The 19,876-nt window shown below is 42.0% G+C and carries 24 protein-coding genes; 12 read left to right on the forward strand and 12 right to left on the reverse strand.

Features of this window, described 5'->3' with window-relative positions:
* Positions 1-58 precede the first annotated feature (58 nt).
* The 3 genes from CWB60_RS18070 (at position 59) to CWB60_RS18080 (ending at position 2,845) form a co-directional block, all read left to right on the forward strand.
* On the forward strand, positions 59-907 hold the full coding sequence (locus CWB60_RS18070) for an MBL fold metallo-hydrolase (RefSeq protein WP_138579757.1): 849 nt from the start codon (positions 59-61) through the stop codon (positions 905-907).
* An 88-nt stretch (positions 908-995) separates the two neighbouring features.
* A complete protein-coding gene (locus tag CWB60_RS18075) occupies positions 996-2,528 on the forward strand; it encodes a bifunctional GNAT family N-acetyltransferase/carbon-nitrogen hydrolase family protein (protein ID WP_029773759.1) in 1,533 nt (510 codons plus the stop codon).
* The gene (locus CWB60_RS18080; RefSeq protein ID WP_004588993.1) at positions 2,528-2,845 is read left to right on the forward strand and encodes a DMT family transporter; all 318 of its coding nucleotides are present in this window, start codon (positions 2,528-2,530) and stop codon (positions 2,843-2,845) included. Before CWB60_RS18075 ends, CWB60_RS18080 begins: the two co-directional genes overlap by 1 nt.
* An 81-nt stretch (positions 2,846-2,926) precedes the next feature.
* Here the strand turns inward: CWB60_RS18080 and CWB60_RS18085 are convergent, their stop codons facing one another.
* Complete coding sequence (locus CWB60_RS18085) at positions 2,927-3,805, reverse strand: EamA family transporter (RefSeq protein WP_171036168.1); 879 nt, start codon at positions 3,803-3,805, stop codon at positions 2,927-2,929.
* Between the two features lie 255 nt (positions 3,806-4,060).
* Here CWB60_RS18085 and CWB60_RS18090 point away from each other — a divergent pair, with 255 nt between their 5' ends.
* The gene (locus CWB60_RS18090; RefSeq protein ID WP_121636797.1) at positions 4,061-4,444 is read left to right on the forward strand and encodes an MAPEG family protein; all 384 of its coding nucleotides are present in this window, start codon (positions 4,061-4,063) and stop codon (positions 4,442-4,444) included.
* A gap of 73 nt (positions 4,445-4,517) precedes the next feature.
* On the opposite strand, the gene CWB60_RS18095 is transcribed toward CWB60_RS18090, so the two are convergent.
* The 3 genes from CWB60_RS18095 to CWB60_RS18105 form a co-directional block, all read right to left on the reverse strand.
* On the reverse strand, positions 4,518-5,729 hold the full coding sequence (locus tag CWB60_RS18095) for a M56 family metallopeptidase (protein ID WP_138579756.1): 1,212 nt from the start codon (positions 5,727-5,729) through the stop codon (positions 4,518-4,520).
* Positions 5,730-5,738: 9 nt separating this feature from the next.
* Positions 5,739-6,113 (reverse strand): BlaI/MecI/CopY family transcriptional regulator, encoded by a 375-nt coding sequence (locus CWB60_RS18100; RefSeq protein ID WP_138579755.1) that lies wholly within the window; start codon positions 6,111-6,113, stop codon positions 5,739-5,741.
* Between the two features lie 99 nt (positions 6,114-6,212).
* Positions 6,213-6,905, reverse strand: a complete 693-nt coding sequence (locus CWB60_RS18105; protein ID WP_054983710.1) for a pseudouridine synthase — start codon at positions 6,903-6,905, stop codon at positions 6,213-6,215.
* Positions 6,906-6,995: 90 nt separating this feature from the next.
* Between CWB60_RS18105 and CWB60_RS18110 the strand changes: the two genes are divergently transcribed.
* Positions 6,996-7,301 carry a DUF6482 family protein gene (locus CWB60_RS18110; protein WP_024032078.1) on the forward strand — a complete coding sequence of 102 codons (306 nt, stop codon included), beginning with the start codon at positions 6,996-6,998 and terminating at the stop codon, positions 7,299-7,301.
* Positions 7,302-7,342: 41 nt separating this feature from the next.
* Positions 7,343-7,750: a GNAT family N-acetyltransferase gene (locus CWB60_RS18115; RefSeq protein ID WP_138579754.1), complete on the forward strand. Its 408-nt coding sequence runs from the start codon at positions 7,343-7,345 to the stop codon at positions 7,748-7,750.
* Positions 7,751-7,760: 10 nt separating this feature from the next.
* Here CWB60_RS18115 and CWB60_RS18120 read toward each other — a convergent pair whose 3' ends face one another.
* The 8 genes from CWB60_RS18120 to lptM all read right to left on the reverse strand — a co-directional run bounded on the left by CWB60_RS18120 (position 7,761) and on the right by lptM (position 13,870).
* The gene (locus tag CWB60_RS18120; RefSeq protein ID WP_138579753.1) at positions 7,761-8,117 is read right to left on the reverse strand and encodes a HopJ type III effector protein; all 357 of its coding nucleotides are present in this window, start codon (positions 8,115-8,117) and stop codon (positions 7,761-7,763) included.
* Positions 8,114-9,238, reverse strand: a complete 1,125-nt coding sequence (locus CWB60_RS18125) for a retroviral-like aspartic protease family protein (RefSeq protein ID WP_138579752.1) — start codon at positions 9,236-9,238, stop codon at positions 8,114-8,116. Before CWB60_RS18125 ends, CWB60_RS18120 begins: the two co-directional genes overlap by 4 nt.
* Positions 9,239-9,262: 24 nt before the next feature.
* Positions 9,263-9,970: an HAD-IA family hydrolase gene (locus CWB60_RS18130; RefSeq protein WP_138579751.1), complete on the reverse strand. Its 708-nt coding sequence runs from the start codon at positions 9,968-9,970 to the stop codon at positions 9,263-9,265.
* Positions 9,971-9,980: 10 nt separating this feature from the next.
* On the reverse strand, positions 9,981-10,925 hold the full coding sequence (locus tag CWB60_RS18135) for a tyrosine recombinase XerC (protein ID WP_004588982.1): 945 nt from the start codon (positions 10,923-10,925) through the stop codon (positions 9,981-9,983).
* Entirely contained in the window at positions 10,922-11,533 is a 612-nt protein-coding gene (locus tag CWB60_RS18140) for a DUF484 family protein (protein ID WP_024032071.1), read from the reverse strand. Before CWB60_RS18140 ends, CWB60_RS18135 begins: the two co-directional genes overlap by 4 nt.
* The gene (dapF, locus tag CWB60_RS18145) at positions 11,530-12,360 is read right to left on the reverse strand and encodes a diaminopimelate epimerase (RefSeq protein ID WP_004588980.1); all 831 of its coding nucleotides are present in this window, start codon (positions 12,358-12,360) and stop codon (positions 11,530-11,532) included. The genes CWB60_RS18140 and dapF overlap by 4 nt, the downstream gene beginning before the upstream one ends.
* A gap of 64 nt (positions 12,361-12,424) precedes the next feature.
* Positions 12,425-13,678, reverse strand: coding sequence for a diaminopimelate decarboxylase (lysA, locus tag CWB60_RS18150; protein ID WP_029773748.1), 1,254 nt, complete (start codon positions 13,676-13,678; stop codon positions 12,425-12,427).
* The gene (gene lptM / locus CWB60_RS18155; RefSeq protein WP_138579750.1) at positions 13,679-13,870 is read right to left on the reverse strand and encodes an LPS translocon maturation chaperone LptM; all 192 of its coding nucleotides are present in this window, start codon (positions 13,868-13,870) and stop codon (positions 13,679-13,681) included. It abuts the gene before it with no gap.
* Between the two features lie 148 nt (positions 13,871-14,018).
* On the opposite strand from lptM, the gene cyaY reads away from it, so the two are divergent.
* The 6 genes from cyaY to CWB60_RS18185 are packed head-to-tail and all read left to right on the forward strand — an operon-like array spanning position 14,019 to position 19,865.
* Complete coding sequence (gene cyaY, locus CWB60_RS18160) at positions 14,019-14,342, forward strand: iron donor protein CyaY (protein ID WP_004588977.1); 324 nt, start codon at positions 14,019-14,021, stop codon at positions 14,340-14,342.
* Entirely contained in the window at positions 14,339-14,995 is a 657-nt protein-coding gene (locus CWB60_RS18165) for an alpha/beta hydrolase (RefSeq protein WP_138579749.1), read from the forward strand. The genes cyaY and CWB60_RS18165 overlap by 4 nt, the downstream gene beginning before the upstream one ends.
* A gap of 21 nt (positions 14,996-15,016) precedes the next feature.
* Positions 15,017-15,952 (forward strand): DUF2914 domain-containing protein, encoded by a 936-nt coding sequence (locus CWB60_RS18170; RefSeq protein WP_138579748.1) that lies wholly within the window; start codon positions 15,017-15,019, stop codon positions 15,950-15,952.
* A gap of 35 nt (positions 15,953-15,987) precedes the next feature.
* On the forward strand, positions 15,988-16,926 hold the full coding sequence (hemC, locus tag CWB60_RS18175; RefSeq protein ID WP_138579747.1) for a hydroxymethylbilane synthase: 939 nt from the start codon (positions 15,988-15,990) through the stop codon (positions 16,924-16,926).
* Positions 16,927-18,759 (forward strand): uroporphyrinogen-III synthase, encoded by a 1,833-nt coding sequence (locus tag CWB60_RS18180; protein ID WP_138579746.1) that lies wholly within the window; start codon positions 16,927-16,929, stop codon positions 18,757-18,759.
* Positions 18,756-19,865, forward strand: coding sequence for a heme biosynthesis HemY N-terminal domain-containing protein (locus CWB60_RS18185; RefSeq protein WP_138579745.1), 1,110 nt, complete (start codon positions 18,756-18,758; stop codon positions 19,863-19,865). Before CWB60_RS18180 ends, CWB60_RS18185 begins: the two co-directional genes overlap by 4 nt.
* Positions 19,866-19,876 lie beyond the last annotated feature (11 nt).

A 19,876-nucleotide genomic window follows, 5' to 3' on the forward strand; every position in this document is an offset into this window, starting at 1 on the left:
ACTAAATTACAGTTAATCACGTTCTATATAATCATTAATAAATCAACAGAGAACTAAAATGAAAAAAATACTACCCGCATTAATAACAGGCTTATTACTTAGCAGTGCAACACATGCAGATGAAACCCCGGTAACGGCAGAAAAACTAAGCGACAGTGTGTATGTACTGTTTGGCCAAGGCGGTAACATTGCCGCAAGTGTAGGGGAAGATGGCATTTACATTATTGATGACCAATTTGCTAAGCTTTCAAACGACATTAAAAAAACCATTAGCGATTTAAAACCCGGTAGTGCAGAGTTTGTAATTAATACGCATCATCATGGCGACCACACTGGCGGCAACGAAAACTTTGCCAAAGCCGGTGCGCATGTCATTGCGCACGACAACGTACATAAGCGATTAGAAGAAAAACACGGTGCAAACTCAGATTACCTGCCACGCATTAGCTTTGGCCACGATTTAAAACTGCATTTTAATAACGAACACGCCCATGTAGTGCACTACGCCCATGCACATACCGACGGTGATTCGGTGATATTTTTTAATAACGATAACATAGTGCACATGGGCGATATTTACTTTAACTTTGGCAGCTTACCGTTTGTAGATGTAGATAGCGGCGGCAGTGTTGATGGAATACTAGCAGCCGTAAATGACGTTATTAAGCAAATAGATGAGCGCACCATAGTGATACCCGGGCATGGGCCGGTAAGTGACCGTTCAGGGCTGGTAACGTATGCTAAACTTGTTAAAAAAGCCAAAGATTTAATGCTAAAAGCAATGCAAAATAACGCAAGCTTAGAGCAAGTAATTAAAGCCGATCCATTGGCAGAGCTTGGCCTTGAATACGCAGGCTGGTTGCCAAAAGAGAAAGTGACTACACTTTTTTATCGCAGCTTAAAGTAGTACGCGTAACGTAAAAAACATGATACAAAGCTGAGTGTACTTTAGCGTACATTCGGCTTTTATTTTATTATGCCCAAAGGAGTTGTGTATGTCGGCAGAAAAAACCCACCTAGAAATTTGTAACTTAACAAAAGAGCAGTATCCGCAAATTAAAACTTTGATGGATCAGGCTTATCCCGATTTAGGTGGCGCGTGGCCAAGCCATACTATTTTTAGATTGATAGATCAGTTCCCTGAAGGGCAAATAGGCATTGTAGATGATGGCGTGCTGGTGGGCTTAGCACTAAGCGTGCAAGTAGACTACGCGCGTTTTTCAAATCCTCACACATACGAAGACATAGCCGATGGGCACGACCGGGTATTTAGTGACTCCGATGGCGATGCGCTATACGGTTTAGATGTAGCAATTAGCGAAACCCACCGAGGCATGCGCTTAGGGCGCAGATTATACGATGCCCGTAAAGAGTTGTGCCGCCAATATAACTTGCGCGCTATTTTAGCCGGTGGCCGTATTCCGCGTTATTACAATCACAGCAGTGAAATGACGCCAATGGAATACATTGAAAAGGTTGACCAAAAAGAGCTTTACGATCCAATTTTAAGTTTTCAGCTTTCTAACGACTTTCAGGTAAAACGGTTACTTAAAAAGTACCTGCCGGAGGATCAAGAGTCTGTAGGTTACGCCACCTTGCTTGAGTGGAATAACATAATGTACGAGCCAACCGATACCGTGCTCGAATCAACTAAATCGATAGTGCGTATAGGTGCGGTGCAATGGCAAATGCGCTGTGTAGAGTCGGTTGACGAAATGCTAAAGCAGGTAGAATACTTTGTAGATACGGTATCTGACTACAAAAGCGATTTTATATTATTTCCGGAATTTTTTAACGCGCCACTTATGGGTTTAGGCGATCAGAATAATCAAACCGAAGCTATCCGCTATTTAGCCGAATATACCGAAACATTTAAAAACGCGATGTCGCGTATGGCAATAGAATATAACGCCAATATTATTACCGGCTCTATGCCGCTTGCCGAAGACGATAAAATTTATAACGTAAGTTACTTATGCCACCGTAGCGGTAAAATAGACGAGCAGCGAAAAATACACATAACCCCGCATGAGCAAAATGATTGGGTGATTCAAGGCGGCGACAAAATTGCCGTGTTTGATACCGATGCTGGGCGTGTAGGTATTCAAATTTGTTACGATGTAGAGTTCCCTGAGCTTTCGCGCATATTAGCCAAGCAGGGGCTTGATATACTCTTTGTGCCGTTTTGGACCGATACTAAAAATAGTTATTTACGGGTTCGCCATTGTGCGCAAGCGCGCGCAATCGAAAACGAATGTTATGTGGTTATTGCAGGTTCAGTGGGTAACTTACCTGAGGTAGAAAGCCTAGACGTACAGTACTCGCAATCGGCAGTGTTGACCCCGTCTGACTTTTCTTTTCCGCACGATGCAACATTAAATGAAGCCACACCTAATACCGAGATGTTATTATTCAGCGACCTTGATATGGATAAGCTAAAAATTCTTCATAGCGAAGGTACGGTGCGCAATTTAAAAGATCGCCGCGAAGATTTATACGACGTAATTTTGAAAAAGAGAGATGTTTAATGGCATGGGTTTATTTAGTCATTGCCGGCTTGCTTGAAATAGGCTGGCCAATTGGTTTAAAAATTTCACAAAATCCCGACACACGCTGGCAGGGTATAGTAATGGCCATTGCATTTTTAACAGCCAGTGGTTTTATGTTGTGGCTTGCACAAAAGCAAATATCAATGGGGACGTCCTACGCCGTATGGACCGGAATAGGTGCTGCGGGTACGTTTTTAGTGGGTATATTACTTTACGGTGATGCAGCCACGTTTGGCCGTATTGCTGGTGTACTCATGATCATTTGCGGTGTGATAACGCTAAAAATTAGCTCTTAAGAAGAGCGCTTAATACTCGCTTTAAAAGTTATAAGCAGCCTATAGTAGCGCAGGTTTAAAAGCCTGCGCTTTTTTATGTTCTCAATTTGGTAGCATTACTAAAACAGCGGCAATGGCTATAAGTATTAAGCCCGCGGTATCTTGCTTTTTAAGTGGCTGTTTGAGCCAAAGTACAGCAATTAGCATGGTAAAAAATACCTCTACCTGACCAAGCGTTTTAACATACGCTACGTGCTGTAAACTCATCGCGCTAAACCAGCCAATAGAGCCTACACAGCTAAAAGTACTAATTGCGGCAGTGGTGCCTTTATATTGCCAAAGTTTGCCAACAGTGTGTGGCTCTTTTAGTAATAAATAGCCAAGTAATATAAGCGTTTGTAGGCTTATTACAAATAGTAAAACCCATGCAGCTGAGTGCGGAAACAATAACCCTGAATTTAAGCTCGCTTCACGCACCCACAGCGATGTAAGGGCAAAGCTGGTACCACAGGCAAGGCCAAGTAACGCTGTTTTAGCATCAAAGTGTTTTACGCTGGTTATGCCGCTAAGTAAAAGCACCGCAATAGCGCCTAAAAATACACCCAGCCAACCAAGAAGGCTAAGCGCAGAACCAAAAAACAATACCCCTAAAATAGCCGCTACTAACGCCTCACTTTTAGCAAGCCCTGCACCTATGGCGTAATTATTCATTTTAAACAGCTTTACCATTAAGCCGGTGGCGAGTATTTGCATAACACTTGCGCCAATAACAAACCCCCAAAAGGCATTATTAAAGGTAGGCATGGCTGTGTCTTTATATTGATACAAGCCATACAAATACACTGCAGCAATAGGGCCGGCTAAAATAAAGCGCGAAAGGGTTACGCCAGCCACACTTGCATGTGCGCTTAATTTACTTTGTAGGGCATTTCGCCATGCTTGCATAAAGGCGGCTAAAAAAGTGAAAAAGATCCAGGTCATGGGGGTCGTCGGTAAAAAAATAAGGTCTATAAGTTAACAATCTTTAGTTATTAATGCGATGCATTAAGGGTGATAGTGAATATTCATCACCTGCGACATTATGCCGCACTGCTTTATAGGTAAACTTAGCTATAGTAAGTATGATGTTATTGTTTAGCCGCCTGCGTATGTCATAAAACGTGTTGGCGGCTTTTTTGTGTATGTGTGTTATATGTATTGGTTAAATAACTAGGTTTTAAAATAAGAGAATAAATTATGACAACATTAGTAGTATGCGCATTACTTGCTGTATTAATGCCTTATTTTGCAAAAATACCAGTGGCCATTGCAATGGCAAAGCTTGGCCAATACGACAATAAACACCCGCGTTCTCAACAAGCAAAATTAACGGGCTTTGGTGCGCGGACGCTCGCTGCTCATCAAAATTGTTTTGAATCACTTGCAGTGTTTGCCGTTGCTATTGCGGTGGTACTGGGAACTAACTCGGTAAATGCAGTAACCGAAACCTTGGCGGTTACTCATATAGTTTCGCGTACTTTGTATTGCATTTTTTATTGGTTGAACTTAGATATTATACGTTCGCTTGTATGGTTTATTGGCTTAGGCACTGCCATTGCCATGATTGTAGTGAGTATTTAATTTTATTGTTAAAACCACAAAGCAAGCGGCCTAAAAGGGCGCTTGCTTTGTGCTCTTGCATCACTTATTAGCCTTAATGCGATACTTTAATTCGCTCTATTAAATCGGTATTAGCAACCTCGCTGTTTATGGTAAAATCGAGCTGTACAAGTACATCATTAAAGCCTACCTCAGAGATTTTATACTCCCACTTTGCCAGCGCTTCCTTAGCTGATTTATCAAAAACGTCTGACGGCTTAGATTGAATGACACTAATGTTTTTTGTTCTGCCATTGGCGGCTATATCATACTTTAATACAACCGAGCCGCTAATGCCTTGCTTAGCTGCTTGGGCTGGGTAGACAGGTTCAATGCGTATTGTTGGTGAAATATGATCCTCTTTCGTTATTTCAGTTTGGGGCTGTTTTGCAATGGCTAAACCGCTAAGCATGCTTGTTGCTATTAGCAGTAAGCCACCTTTGGCAAGGCGAGAGTGATTGCCACTGTGCTTTATATTGGTAAGTCGTTGTAACATGGTTTTTTTATCTCCGTAGTGTGAATAAGCCATTAGGCCTGCGGGCGTTGCTGCCGCGCAGTTAACTAAGGCTTTACTGTATAAAATGTGTTGGTGTGTGGTTTTATTGGCAAGTACCCGCTGATCACAAGTTAGCTCCTGCAAGCGTCTAAAGCTTGCGTAAGCCATCCAAGCGAGCGGGTTAAACCACATTAAAATAGTAGTCAGTAACAGCAGGGCATTTATTAGGTTATCTTTGCGTTTTATGTGCACAGCCTCATGCTCTAAAATAAGTGCCAAAGTGGCTTTATCAAACTGGGTTTTGTAATTACTAGGCAGTATGAGCTTACTTTGTAAAATACCCACCACCATTGGCGATGCAATATGATTACTGGTATAGGTTTTAATGTGTGAGGTTAGAGTGTGTTCGCTATTAATTAAATAATTGAGCTGCAGGTTTTTTATAAAGCGAATATGCACAACAAACGCTATGCTAAACAGCACTAGGCTAACCACTACATAAAGCACGGCCCAATTTAGGCCTAAGTTATTAATAAGGGGTTGGTTAGGCGTTATTAAATAATGGCTAATGGCGCTATTTTGCAGTGGCTTAATGTTACTTGGTAAGTTTGCAACCAGTAACGATACGGGGATTAGCCATACTAATTTATACACAAAGCCTGGGCCAAGCAGCCTTAAACTAAAACGCTCACATATAATAAACCCGCCAAGCATTATGCTGAGTAATAATTGCTGCTCTAGTAACCAGTTAAACAGGGTTTGAATATCCATAGCCACTCCTTACTTTTGGTTTTTTTCCCAGTCATCAATGACCTTTTTTAGCTCGTTTATATCTTGCTGCGAAAGCTGCTCTGATTTAGCAAACCCGCTTACCAGCGGCGCTATGCGGCCACTAAAAAAACGCTCAATAAAGTTTTTGCTTTCTTTTAATGTGTAGTCGGCGCGCTCCATACAAGGAGTATAAATATATTGACGGCCGTCTTTTTCAAAGGTCAGTGCGCCTTTTTTAACTAATCGACCCAGTAGGGTTTTAATGGTTTTTTCGTGCCATTGTTTGTCATCGCTTAAGCGCTCAATAATTTGGCTGGCGGTTGCTGGGTAATTAATCCAAAGCACATCAAGCACGTCGAATTCTGCTTTTGATAACTCAATCATTTTATTGCCTACAAATGTAATCTTTAATTTAAGACTACACCTGTAATCTATTTTTGCAAGGTTATTTTTTAACTTTTTTGTGCGCTATTTAAACGAAGGTTAGATTTTTGAAATATCAGTTTTATTAATTTGTATGTAGTGGTTTTCAGGTAGGTTTAGGTTTGAAAGAGCAAGTTCGCTAAATTGTGCCCGATATAAATCAATTACTTTAAAGCCGCAGTAATGCGCCATTTTACGTATTTGTCTGTTAAGCCCTTGCTTTAAAATAATACTAAACTGGTTGTCAGCTATTTTTGTTACTTCACACGGTAAGGTTACTTGTTTATCTACGGGGATTCCTGCGGCCATTTTTTCGCAAAACGCGTTATTAATAGGTTTATCTACCGTGACTAAATAACGTTTAGGCTGGTGGAAGTCAGGGTGAATAAGTTGATTACAAAAATCTCCGTCGTTGGTCAAAATAAGCAAGCCACGAGAGTCTTTATCTAATCGGCCAATGGGGTAAACCCGAGTGAGGGTAGGTAAATGGTGAATAAGGCTGGCAGGGTCATTTTCATTTAATTTGCAGTCAATACCTACAGGCTTGTGGTACGCAAAATAAACCAAATCGGCAGCCCCTTTAACTGCTTGGCCATTAACTATTACGTCGTCTTGCTCATTAACGTGATCAATATGATTCGCTGGGCGATTATTTACAGTCACCACACCTTCATCAATTAAACGCGATGCCTGTTTTCGTGAGCACACACCAGCGTGAGCAATGTATTTAGCGAGTCGAATTTTATTGCTCATAAGCTTAAAAGGCAGTGATGTAATAATTTGATCGCGATTATAGCAAAGGTGCGTATCTATAAAGTTACTTTTTATTAAAAGGCGATTGTTATGGGTATGAAATTTTCTGAGTTAAAAAGGCACGAACCATTACAAAAAGTGGTCGCGCACTCCCTTGAAATGGCGCTCTATCAGGTGTCTGTCATTATAAATAACGTAGAGTATTACGTTACTGAAGAAAATGGCGAGTTTGTTAAAGCGCTCAGCCCGCTGCATATTCAAAAACGTTTTGAAAAAATAGCCTACGCCGAAATGGTACTGCGCCATACTAGCGCTTACGATGAAATGTGCGGCCAACCCGAAAAAACAAGCAGCAATTTGCTAGAAGTACCTTATGGAAAAAATAACCTTTTTTAATTAAGTTTGTTTGCTAGTATCTGCTTCTTTAAGGGCGGTACATGTATCAATTAAAAGCAGATAATACCGATGCGTTAAACTCAGCGCTTCGCACTAAAATAGTTGAATTTAATGCCCAGCATTTAGATGCGCAAAGAGTGCCATTAGGCTATAAATTTACTGATGAGCAAGGTGAGCTTGTTGCAGGTATTAGTGGGTGTGTATTTGGAAATTGGCTGATGATTAGTTGGCTTTGGTGTAGCGATATAGCGCGAGGTAATGGGCTTGCAGATAAGTTGCTAACGGCACTTGAACAATCAGCTATTGAACTAGGCGCAACAACTTCTCAGCTTGATACGCTAGATTTTCAAGCAAAACCTTTTTACGAAAAGCGCGGTTATAGTATTAAGTATCAACTTAATAATTATCCGCGCTCTGGGACGCGCTACTTTATGGAAAAGTCGCTTTAACTTTTGCTGTCTATTTTGCTTTTAGCGGCTCGCCTTCAAAGGTAACACCCAAAAATGGCGTTGCCTCTGGCGCTAACATAAACGTGCGAATGTTCATGTGATCATCGCCCTTAGGGTTTTCTAGTACGTCTTCGCGGTAAAACTTACCAAAGCAATCCAATGTATTTTGTTTACTTAAATCGTTTAATTTAGCAAACGCAAAAATTTTACATGAACCGTTGTTCTCACTTGCCGAGCTAAGTAACCCGTGGTTATTAAATCCACACGCGGTAAAATCGTAATTAGCTTCTATTACCGCCATGGTATCGCTAAATTGTATGCTTTTAGGGTTGTCTGCAAGTTGCTGTAAAAAATCGTTTAGGGTCATGTTTTTTCCTTAAATTTAAATTGTTTAGCACTTAACTCTAACTCATCTGTTTGCTGATTTATATTAAATTTAAATCGCGATAAAAAGTTCATTCCTAACAAACCTTGGCCGCGGGTGTTTTCAATACTGAGCACTTCAAAACCGTAAATAGTTTGCATCCCTACTTTAAACGACTCAATTTGGTAGCGTTTTACTCTAATTTGCCCATTCGCCGTGTTTACGGTTACATCGCCTAAATACAGGGGTCTGGGTGAAAGTTGGTTAAGCACGTCACTCGAAAGAGAAGTAATACTTGCGCCGGTATCTATCATTAGCTCTGTTTTAATTGAGCTATTTAGCTCGGTGCTAATTAAATAATGTGCGCCGTAGGGGGTAAGCGCAATAAAGTCATCTTGCGATTGAGCTTTCTCTATCATTGCGTGTAAGGCTGTTACTTCTGCTTGTAGTGGGTGATTTGATGGCATGCGCTCAATAGTTGTTAAGGCGCTAATAAAGTCCTCTAGTTGATAATAAGCATGCGCGAGTGCGTATAAAAAATGGCTATTGTCGTTTTGATAGTCGAGCCAAATTTGAGTTTGTTCACTAATTGTTTGCCAATTTTGCTGCTCACTCAAACTATGCAGTTCGTTAGTCGTTAAATGCACAAGGCGCCTATCTACAGGGCCTTGTTGGTGCTTGTTTAATAATGGGTAGAGCTCAAATAGCGCAATAATTGCGTTTTGCCGTTGCCCGCTTTTTACTAGGTAATCAACGTGTAAAGTGAGTAACTCGGTATTGTAAGGGTCTTTATTTAAAAGTGCATTTAACAATGACTGGCTAAGCGGTAGGTTTGTGTTTAGCCATTGCTTTAGTTGTACTATCCACGAAGCGTATAAAGTATGTGCTTTTTTTGGAGCGCTTAGATTTAGTTGCTGATACGTATTTAGAGCATCATCAAATTTGTGTTGTGTAAATTGCTGTTGAGCTTGGCTGAGCAGGTTACTTTTTGGCACTTTGATGCTCTTGCCGCTGTGGATTTTTTGTGTGCCAACTACAGGCTGTTTTTGTGGCCACAATAAGTAAGCGTTTAGGCTAAGCGAGCCTATTAATAGCAAGGTAATTAGCTTGGTATAATGGCTCATTGCAACCTCTTCGTTCTATTTAGGCTATTTGATAAAGTGCGCTAAGGCATGAATATTCGCAATTTCAACATCGGCAAGGCCTTTGTAGTGATAAGCCGCGCCTTGGTCGTTTAACCAAACCGATTGGCAGCCTGCATTATTAGCGCCTTGTACGTCGGTATCTAGGCTATCGCCAATATGTAAAATTTCACTTTTAGCCACGTTTAAGTGCGCGGCGGCTTTATCAAACAGTGTACCGTGGGGTTTGGCTTTACCGTGCATACCAGCTTGCAATACTAGCGCAAATTTATCGCGTAAGTTAAAGCGCTCAATTTCAACATTGCCATTGGTTATTGCAACCAGCGTAAAGTGCTGGGCTAAGTTATCTAGCAGCTTTAGTACGTCGTCGGTTACCACTATTTTACTGCGCGCATCGGCAAAGGCGTTATAGGCAGCATCGGCATGATGCTCTACCTCTTGCTCATTTAAATCTAGCTTTGAAAGGGCTAAGCGTAGCGTATGTTGGCGCCATTTAGTTACATTATCAGCAAGCTCTGGTAACTGTATTACGGCCTCATTGCGGCATTGTTGCCAGTATTTTGGGCCTTTTTGTAAGTAGCTGGGTAGCGCGTTTAAATAATCTTGCTGCGCTTTAACCGCGGCTTTTATTATAGGGTGGTTGTTATACAGGGTGTCGTCTAAATCAAAGCTCATAACTGAAAAAGGGCGAGGAGCACGATTAAATCGGATCATAATTACATTCCTAATCGGTTTGTTTTTTAGCACGCGGATGAGTGTTGTCGTACACTTTTGCTAAATGCTGAAAATCTAAATGCGTATATACTTGCGTAGCCGATAAACTACTGTGCCCTAATAATTCTTGCACAGCGCGTAAATCGCCAGATGATTCTAAAATATGAGAGGCAAACGAGTGGCGAAGTTTATGCGGGTGCACTTGTGAGCTAATGCCTTGTTTTATTCCCCACTCTTGCATGCGTAAGCGAACTTGGCGAACCGAAATACGATTTTTTTTACTGCTTAAAAACACCGCCATTTCGTCAGGCTTTGCAAATTGCCCCCGTATGTTGAGCCAGTTTTTTAACGCTGTGAGCGCTTTGCGACCCACGGGAATGAGGCGCTCTTTGTTACCTTTACCTTTGACTAATATTTCGCCGCTTGCGGCATTTATATCGCGTAAGTTGGTGCCAACTAACTCGCTAATGCGCAGCCCAGATGAGTACATAAGCTCCATCATAGCTTTGTCTCGTATGGCTAATGGGTCGTCATCGTTAATCTCTAGTAGGCTTGCCATCTGATCTACATCGAGATTTTTAGGTAAAGGCTTAGAAAATTTAGGCCCTTTAATGCCTTGTGCTGGGTTATGATAATGCGCGTGCTGAGCAATGTTTTTGGCTTTTAAAAATTTATACAAACTACGAATGCAGCTTAATTTTAAGCTAATGGTGCGCCCACTTAATTGCTTTGAACGAAGCGCCATGCTGTAGCGGCGAATATGCTCGCCTTGTACGCCAAACCAGTCATCACATAATTTACTAAAATACAGGGCGGCAAAGTTTAGTTGGCTAACATACTGATTTACAGTGTGCTCTGAGTACTGTCTTTCGTACTTTAAATAGTCACTAAATAAATGAATGGGTGTACGCCAATGCTCACTTAATTGCTCAGTGTTAGGCGTCTCGTCGCTCATGCCAATTCCAACAGCCTAAGTTGCAATGCATGAACAAAATCAAGCACGAATAGGTTATCTTGTGCGGGTTCAAAATGGTTTTCATCATGGCTGCCAAAGGCCAATATAGCGACGGGTTTTTCAGCGCAACCAATAAGATAAATAGCAGAAGACTGCGTGTTTTCACAAAATAATAGCTCACGCTCTTGCTGATTAACGCGTCCTAAGTAGTGCCCAAATTGGCTAAGGCGGTGCTCAATAAGCCCATCTAAAGTGTTGTTGTATTTAACCAACCTGCACTCGCTAATATGTGGGCTGGTACAAATAATATTGCGCAAATTAGCGGCAAGCGTATTAAAGTCGTAGTTTGTCCACAGTTGGCGGTGGCATTGGCTAAACAAGCGATACACTAGCTCATTTTGCGTAGCGTGTTCGCTCATACTGTGTATTTGATTTTTTAACTGAGTATTGTGCTCGCGCAATTGGCGCTGTTGTATGTGCACAAGCGAGGTGGCGCCTTGCGTTTTGTGGTGTAACTCAAGTTGTGCAAGTAGCTCTGGCTGCTCTATTAAAAAATCAGGGTGGCGCGCCAAATACTCAGCGACTTGCTCTTTTGTTAGCTCGCTCATAAGGCAACTTGCCCATCAAATACATGCTCGGCTGGGCCGGTCATGCGGACAGGGTGACCTTCGCCGCTCCAACGTACTTGTAAAGTGCCGCCGGGTAAATCAACTTGTACCGTGGTGTTAAGTTTGCTTTGAATGTGGCCAATTACCATTGCTGCGCAGGCACCCGTGCCACACGCTAGGGTTTCACTAACGCCGCGCTCCCACACTCTAAGTTTAATATGATCTTGCGATACCACTTGCATAAAGCCAATATTGGCACGATTTGGAAAACGTTCGTGGTTTTCAAGCAGCGGACCAAGCACCTCAACTTGTGCGGTAGCTATATCGTCAACTTCTAACACGCAATGCGGGTTACCCATAGACACAGCGCCACTAAATACAGTGTGCTCTTGAGCTCTTATTATATAAGTTAGTTCTCGCTTGCTGGCTTTAAGCGGGATTTTAGCAGGCTCAAAATTAGGATGGCCCATGTTTACCGTCACTTGGCCGTCTTTTTCTATGTATAGCGTGAGGTTGCCCGACTTAGTCGAGACACTAATTTTGTGCTTGTTAGTTAAGCCTTTCATGCGCACAAAGCGGGCAAAACAGCGTGCGCCATTTCCGCATTGCTCTACTTCATTGCCATCGGCATTAAATATACGGTAATGGAAGTCGAGATCAGGGGAGTAAGGGGCTTCAACCATAAGTAATTGGTCAAAGCCAATACCAAAGTGGCGATCAGCCAGTTTTTTGATTTGATCGCGAGACAAAAATACATTTTGTGTAATGTTATCAATTACAACAAAGTCGTTGCCTAAGCCGTGCATTTTGGAAAAATTAACTAACATAGCGCTCTAATTCGGGTTTGCTCTGCGCTAATCATGCCACAGAGCAGCGCCTTAACAAAAACGTTTATGGTAAAATTTTCTCACCTTGATAAAGGCTCTCGATGGTTTCGCGTTGGCGAATAAGGTGGTGTTGCTCACCATCTACCATTATTTCGGCCACGCGTGGGCGAGAGTTGTAGTTTGAACTCATTGTAAAACCATAGGCACCAGCACTTCGCTGCGCCAATAAGTCGCCTTGTTTAAGGGCTAGTTCGCGGTCTTTTCCTAAAAAGTCGCCGGTTTCGCACACTGGGCCCACAATATCAAAGTTATGTGTTGGGGTGTCGTCATCGCGCACCGATACAGGAATGATTTTTTGCCATGCCTGATAAAGCGAAGGGCGAAGCATGTCGTTCATACCCGCATCGACAATGGCAAAAAATTTATCTTGGTTTTGCTTAATAAACTCAACCTGCGTTACTAAAATTCCAGCATTAGCGGCTATAGCGCGCCCTGGCTCAAAAATAAGCTCAAGGTGTTTGTAATTGGCTAAGCGTTCGGTAACTTGCGCAGCATATTCACTTGGGTGAGGAGGCTGTTCATCATTGTAAGGAACGCCTAACCCGCCGCCAATATCTAAATGAGTAAGCTCAATACCATTTGCTTTAAGCTCATCTATTAATGCCATTAGCTTATCAAGCGCTTCTAAAAAAGGTTTAACCTCAGTTAATTGCGAGCCTATGTGGCAATCTACACCGGTTACTTTTAGACCTGGTAAAGACGCCGCATGCTGATAAACGCTCACAGCCGTTTGAATATCGATACCAAATTTGTTTTCTTTTAAACCGGTAGAAATATACGGGTGTGTTTTGGCATCTATATCAGGGTTTACACGAATAGAAATAGGGGCTTCTAAATTTAACTCGCACGCTACCTCAGAGATACGCTCAAGCTCTGAGGCCGATTCAACGTTAAAACATTTAATACCTAACTTTAGTGCATAAGCAATTTCGTCGGCGGTTTTAGCCACACCTGAAAACACCACTTTACTGGCATCACCGCCGGCTTTTATTACACGCGCCAGCTCACCTTTAGACACTATGTCAAACCCTGAGCCTAAACGCGCTAATATATTTAATACTGCAATATTAGAATTAGCTTTAACTGCGTAGCACACCAAGCTTTTATGATTTTTAGTGGCATTTGCAAAGGCTAAATAATGGCGCTCAAAAGTAGCACGCGAGTACACATAACACGGCGTACCATAGTGCTGAGCAATTGTGGCAATGCTGACATCTTCGGCAAATAATTGATTGTTTTGATAGTTAAAATAATCCATTTATTGCTCCTGCACTTGCTCGGTGTTGGTTTTTTTTACGGGCGTTGGCTGTGCCGTATTAGGGGGGATGTTTTGCTCAGCCTGTTGCTCTGGTAAATACAAAGGCCCGCTTTGGCCGCAGCCAGCTAATGCACTTAGCAGTAAAGTACTTATATATAGTCGTTTTAATTGTAAGGTATGTGTCGCTTTCATTAGATTAATACGGTTGCTGGCTTTATAATCGCAGAGTAACAGAATATCTAAAAAATGCAGCTATTCGCGGATGATTTTATTCCTGTTACACTAGCTGTATATAAACCGTACCCAATATTAGGCAGCTCGCCTGCAAAGGAAAATTACAATGACTGAACACGAATATCACCAATTAGCCGAAGCTCTTATGTTCACAATTGAAGAGCAAGTTGATGATTGCGAAGCAGATTTAGACTACGAATCGGCAGAGGGTATTTTAGAAATAATTTTCCCTGATAAAAGTAAAATTGTAATTAACAAACAAGCGCCTTTGCATCAAGTGTGGGTTGCGACTAAATTTAATGGCCACCATTTTGAAATGCGTGACGGCCAGTGGATTGATAACCGCTCGGGCGCAGAGTTTTGGGAGTTTATGAACCAAGCGTCTACTCGCCAAGCTGGCCAAGAAATTAAGTGGCAATCAAGCTTATGAGTTTAGAGTTTGCACAATACCCAGCGCAAGGTGAGCACAAAGCCACTGTTATTTGGTTACATGGTTTAGGCGACTCGGGCGATGGCTTTGCTCCGGTTGCACCGCAACTTAACTTACCCAGTGAGCTTGGTATACGATTTATTTTTCCGCATGCGCCTATTCAACCGGTCACCATAAATGGTGGCATGGAAATGCGCTCGTGGTACGACATTAAATCTATAGAATTAGACAAACGTGCCGATGAACAAGGCGTGAGAGATTCAGCCGAAAAAGTGCAAGCCCTGATCAATCAAGAAATTGAAAATGGTATACCTGCCGATAAAATTATTTTGGCGGGCTTTTCGCAAGGGGGCGTGGTGTCTTTACATTTAGCGCCGCGATTTGAGCACAAACTTGCAGGTGTTGTGGCGCTGTCTACTTATATGTGCGTGCCTGAAAAGCTAGCGCAAGAAGCAAAGCATACTGATTTAAATGTATTTATGGCTCATGGTAGCCAAGATAATGTAGTGCCGCATAGCGCGGGTAGAAGTGCGTTTGAAGTATTAACAGCACATAACATGGATGTAAGCTGGCAAGAATACCCTATGGCTCATCAGGTTTGCGCAGAAGAACTGCAAGCTATTCGCCAATGGTTAATTGCCCGTTTAAGCTAATTTGGAGCCGCTGAGGTCAATATGAGTCAAAAAATAGTTATTAAAGCAAATGTAAAACGCGAACCACAAAATAGTGTACCTAATGTAAGCTACGAGTGGCATTGGCGTCGTATTGCGAGTGTTTCTATGTTGGTAGCAATGACCTCGGCAGCGGTTGTGTATGGCTTAACTAGCTCGGTTAATGCCGAGCAGGGCGAGCAACCTAATGAGCAATCGCCGTATTCACCTTTAAGCGACAACACAGCAGATAATGTTGAGCCCACGGTGAGTGTAAATGACGAGCAAGCGCGCCCAAATGAGCTTACGCGTGCTATAGCGGATGTTGCGCCAGCGGTGCTTGAGGATGAAAGCGTTAATAATACTACGTTAGCGCAAAGCAATAATGAGCAAACAGATATAGAGCCAATTGCTAACGTTCAAAGCAATCAAGTTTCTGTTATTGAGCAATCAGATACCGAACTCGCTGAGCCTATCGCTAATCAGCCGCTTACTAGCACGCAGTTAAGCGCATCACCCAATGAACAGCTTCCAGATATTGAAAACGACGACGGTTCGCTAACCAGCAGTGAAGGCTTTTCATCTAATGCGCACATTGCCAGTGTTGCGTTAGGCGCACAAATTGATACCGGTAAAATTAGCCGTGCAGTGCTTACTCGCAAAGTAAGTAAGCGTGAGCCCACGAATGTATTTTCTGCAGATATTCGCTTAAATCAGTTTGAAGAAGCACTTTCGTTTTTTAGTGAACTTAAAAACCTACAAGGCCAACAAGTAAAGCATGTATGGTCTTATGAGGGTGAAACTATGGCTGAGATTTCGCTTAATGTTACCTCGCCGCGCTACAGAACGTACTCAACCAAAAATATTATGAATACACAAACAGGCCATTGGCGTGTAGATGTTGTTGATGAGCAAGGTAATTTAATTGCTCAAAAAGAATTTAGAATTTTAGCTAATTAAGCTTGGCTATTAGCTGTAACTATTTGGATACCCCTATGACAGAAAAAACAAAGTTAGTACGCATTGCAACCCGTAAAAGTGCTTTAGCGCTTTGGCAGGCTGAATTTGTAAAAGCACAGCTTGAGCATTTTCATGCTGATGTACGCGTAGAATTAGTCCCTATGTCTACTCAAGGGGATATTATTTTAGATACACCGCTTGCTAAAATTGGTGGTAAAGGCTTGTTTGTTAAAGAGCTTGAGCAAGCAATGTTAGATGGCCGCGCGGATATTGCTGTGCATTCAATGAAAGATGTACCCGTAGAATTTCCAGAAGGCTTAGCACTGCACACAATTTGTGAGCGTGAAGACCCGCGCGACGCGTTTGTATCAAATAATTTTGCCAATTTAAGCGAATTACCAAAAGGCGCTATAGTCGGTACTTCTAGCCTTCGTCGTCAGTGCCAAATTAGAGCTTTGCGCCCTGATTTAGTCATTAAAGACTTACGTGGTAATGTTAATACTCGTTTAGCTAAACTAGATGATGGCCAGTACGATGCGATTATTTTAGCCGCAGCCGGACTGCTACGTTTAAAAATGGACGCACGTATTGCTGATTATATTGAGCCTGAGGTATCTCTACCTGCTAACGGACAAGGTGCTGTCGGCATTGAATGTCGTATTGACGATGAAGTAACAAAAGCCTTATTGGCCCCGCTTGAGCATACCCAAACACGCATTCGTGTAAATGCAGAGCGTGCTATGAACCGTCATTTAGAAGGTGGCTGCCAAGTACCAATTGGTGCCTACGCATTAGTTGATGGCGAGCAAGTGCATTTACGTGGCCTCGTGGGCGCGGTAGATGGTAGTGAAATTTTACATGACGAAGTAACCGGTCATATAAATGATGCAGAAGCTATCGGTGTGCAGCTAGCTAAAAAGTTATTAGCGCAAGGCGCCGACAAAATATTAGCAGAAGTATATAGAGACGCATAAATGACACATATCCTGATAACTCGGCCCGAAGGAAAAGGCGCAGCCCTTGCTCAGCAACTTGAGCAAGCGGGTTATCAGGCGTCATTATTTCCTGTTTTAAAAATATCCTACCTTACGCCTTCTACTACCGAGCTAAGCCCGCTAATTAATGCCGATAAAATTATTTTTATCTCTCAAGATGCCGTTACTGCCCTTGCGCAATTAAAGCCAACAATAAATACCAAAGCGCAATTTTACGCAGTAGGGCAGCAAACTGCAGATACTATTTATGCGTTATTTGGCGTGCGAGCAGCAGTGCCTAAGCTACATGATTCTGAAGGGTTATTGGCGCTAAACTCGTTAGCTGAGGTTGATGGTAGCAATATTGTATTAGTAAAAGGCCAAGCGGGGCGCCCTGATATTGCCAAAACCTTAAAGGCGCGTGGGGCATTTTTAAATAACTGTGTGGTATACAAGCGCGAGCCAATAAGCGCTGAAAAAACCAACTGGACAGACCACTGGCAAAGCCTGAAAGTACAAGGTATAGTCATAACCAGTAATGCAGCAGTTGATGCAATATTTAATAACCTGACTGAACAACAGTTACAGTGGTTACAACAGTGCCGATTTTATGTTGCTAGCGAGCGTATAGCCGCTTATTTACAACAGCAACAGGTAAGCTCGGCTAATATACACATTGCCGCAGGGGCAAGCGATACCGCTATGTTTTCCTGCATAAAACAGCAAGGTAGCAAGATGAGCGAACAGTCAAAGCCAGTAACGGCAGATAATACACCAACCACTAAGGCAGCGGCCTCTGCACAAAAAAAAGAGGCAGTTAAAGCACACAGTAAACCACATAACGATAAGCAAAAAATAAGTAAATTAGCGGTATTAGCGCTGATCATTTCGCTTATTGTTGCCTGTGGTGTGGGGTATGAGTTTTACCAAAAACTCAATGCAGGTAAAGCCCAAAATGTAGCTGTTAATGAACTAAAAGAAGAAAACGCGTTATTGTCACAAGAGTTACAGGCGCTCAAGTCGGCGCAATCTAATCTTCAGCAAGCATTGTTCAATAGTGAGCAAAAAGTGGCAGCTGCGCTTAATGAAAGTGCAGAGAGTAACCAGCAACAATTAAAAGCTGCATTGCAACAAGCTCAGCAGCAAGGCGCTTCACTAAACCCGCAAGAAGTAACCAGCTTACAACGTATGGCTGAGTTTAAACTGTGGGCTGAAAAAGATTACCAAGGTGCCAGCGCTGTACTTAAACGCTTAGATGCCTTATTGAGTGAACACCCAGGTACTGTTGCAGTTCGCCAAGCAATAACACAAGACATTCAAACACTAGATAGCTTAAAACCTATCCCAACAGAAGCCATTTACCTAAAACTTAATAGCGTGTTATCAAACATAGATAAGCTTGCATTTAATGCCGTTAACATACCGCAAGAAGCAGCAGAAATTGAAAAAAATGCCTTGAGTGAAGATGTAAGCGATTGGCAGCAAAACCTAAGTAATAGCTGGAATAAGCTAGTTGATAGCTTTATTACTATTCGTCAGCACGAAGGAGTTGCTATAGAGCCACTGCTAACCGATCAGGAGCGCCACTTAATTAATCAACGTATTAAATTAAATGTGACGCAAGCTCAAGATGCATTAATGAGCAAACAAGCGAGCATTTATTTTAGTGCCATAAGTGAGGCAAAGCGTCTTGTTAATGAGTACTTTAAACAAGATGACGAGGCGACAAAAGTGGTTATAAATGCACTAACTAGCCTAGAAAAAGAGCCATTAAACTTTAACCCTGAAGTAAACTTACAAAGTACACAGCAGGTTAAGGAGTGGGCGCAATGATAGGGCTTATAATATTAATTGTGGCGATTGTTTTAGTTTTAGCGATTACGCCATTTGTACTGGATGAAAAAGGCTATGTGCTGATCTCGTTTAACAACACCACGATTGAAGGCACGATTGTATCGTTTTGTATTATGGCGGTAATTAGTGCAACTATTTTGTTTTTAACTTACAAATTAGTGCGCTATTTATTGTCGATTTATCATAATACTAAACATGGTTTTTTTGCGCGTAGCGAAGAGCGAAAGCAAGCAGCTATAGAGCAAGCCTTATGGAGTGCGATAAACGATGATTACGAGCTTGTAGAGCAAACGTTATCAGGTAATAGTGTACCCAGTAAGTTTGAAGATATACGCTTAGCGCTATTAGCAAAAGCAGCGCTTGCTAATAACCAAACTGACAAAGCTCTAGAGCGTTTATTTGAAATTAGCCCAGAGCAGCAACTTAACGTTGCTAAACTTTGGATAGCCAGTGGCGATAGCAGTGCAATAGAATCGCAAATGCGTGCTAACAGCGATTCAAAAAAAGCGACACCACTTGAGCTTAAGCTATACGCCGAAATACTTGTACAGCAACAGCACTTTAGTGCGCTTGAAGACTTTTTACCGCGTTTACTTCGTAAAAAAGTCCTCAACGATGCGCAGTGGACGCAGCTGTTTAATGCCTATTTTAATGCACAAGCTAGCGATAAAATCACTGAAAAATATAAACAACTTCCTAAAAAGCTACAAGCTCATGCTAATACAGCTTACTTAATGCAAATGGCTAAAGTGGGCCAGTTAAGTGCGATTGAAAGTGACTTAATTAAAATGGTGAAGCACGACGAGCAACATGCTCAGCTGGCTAATATATTAAGTAACGCCACCTCTGCAGAGGCTGTAAAGCTTCAAAGTAGTATTCAAGAGCGCCTGAAAAAAGATTATGCAAACAACGCATTATTACTCTCGCTTGCGTGTTTAGCTAATGCTCAAGGCGATTATGAGTTAGCCGCAAAGGTTTTTGATAAAGCCTTAAATATCGAAAACAAAAAGCAATTTGCTCAGCAAGCAGCGCTTAGCTATAAAAATACCGCACAAGCCGATAAAGCACTCGTTTTGTATCAATAAAGGCTACACTT

Source organism: Pseudoalteromonas sp. S327 (assembly GCF_005886415.1).
In the GTDB taxonomy this organism is placed as follows: domain Bacteria; phylum Pseudomonadota; class Gammaproteobacteria; order Enterobacterales; family Alteromonadaceae; genus Pseudoalteromonas; species Pseudoalteromonas atlantica.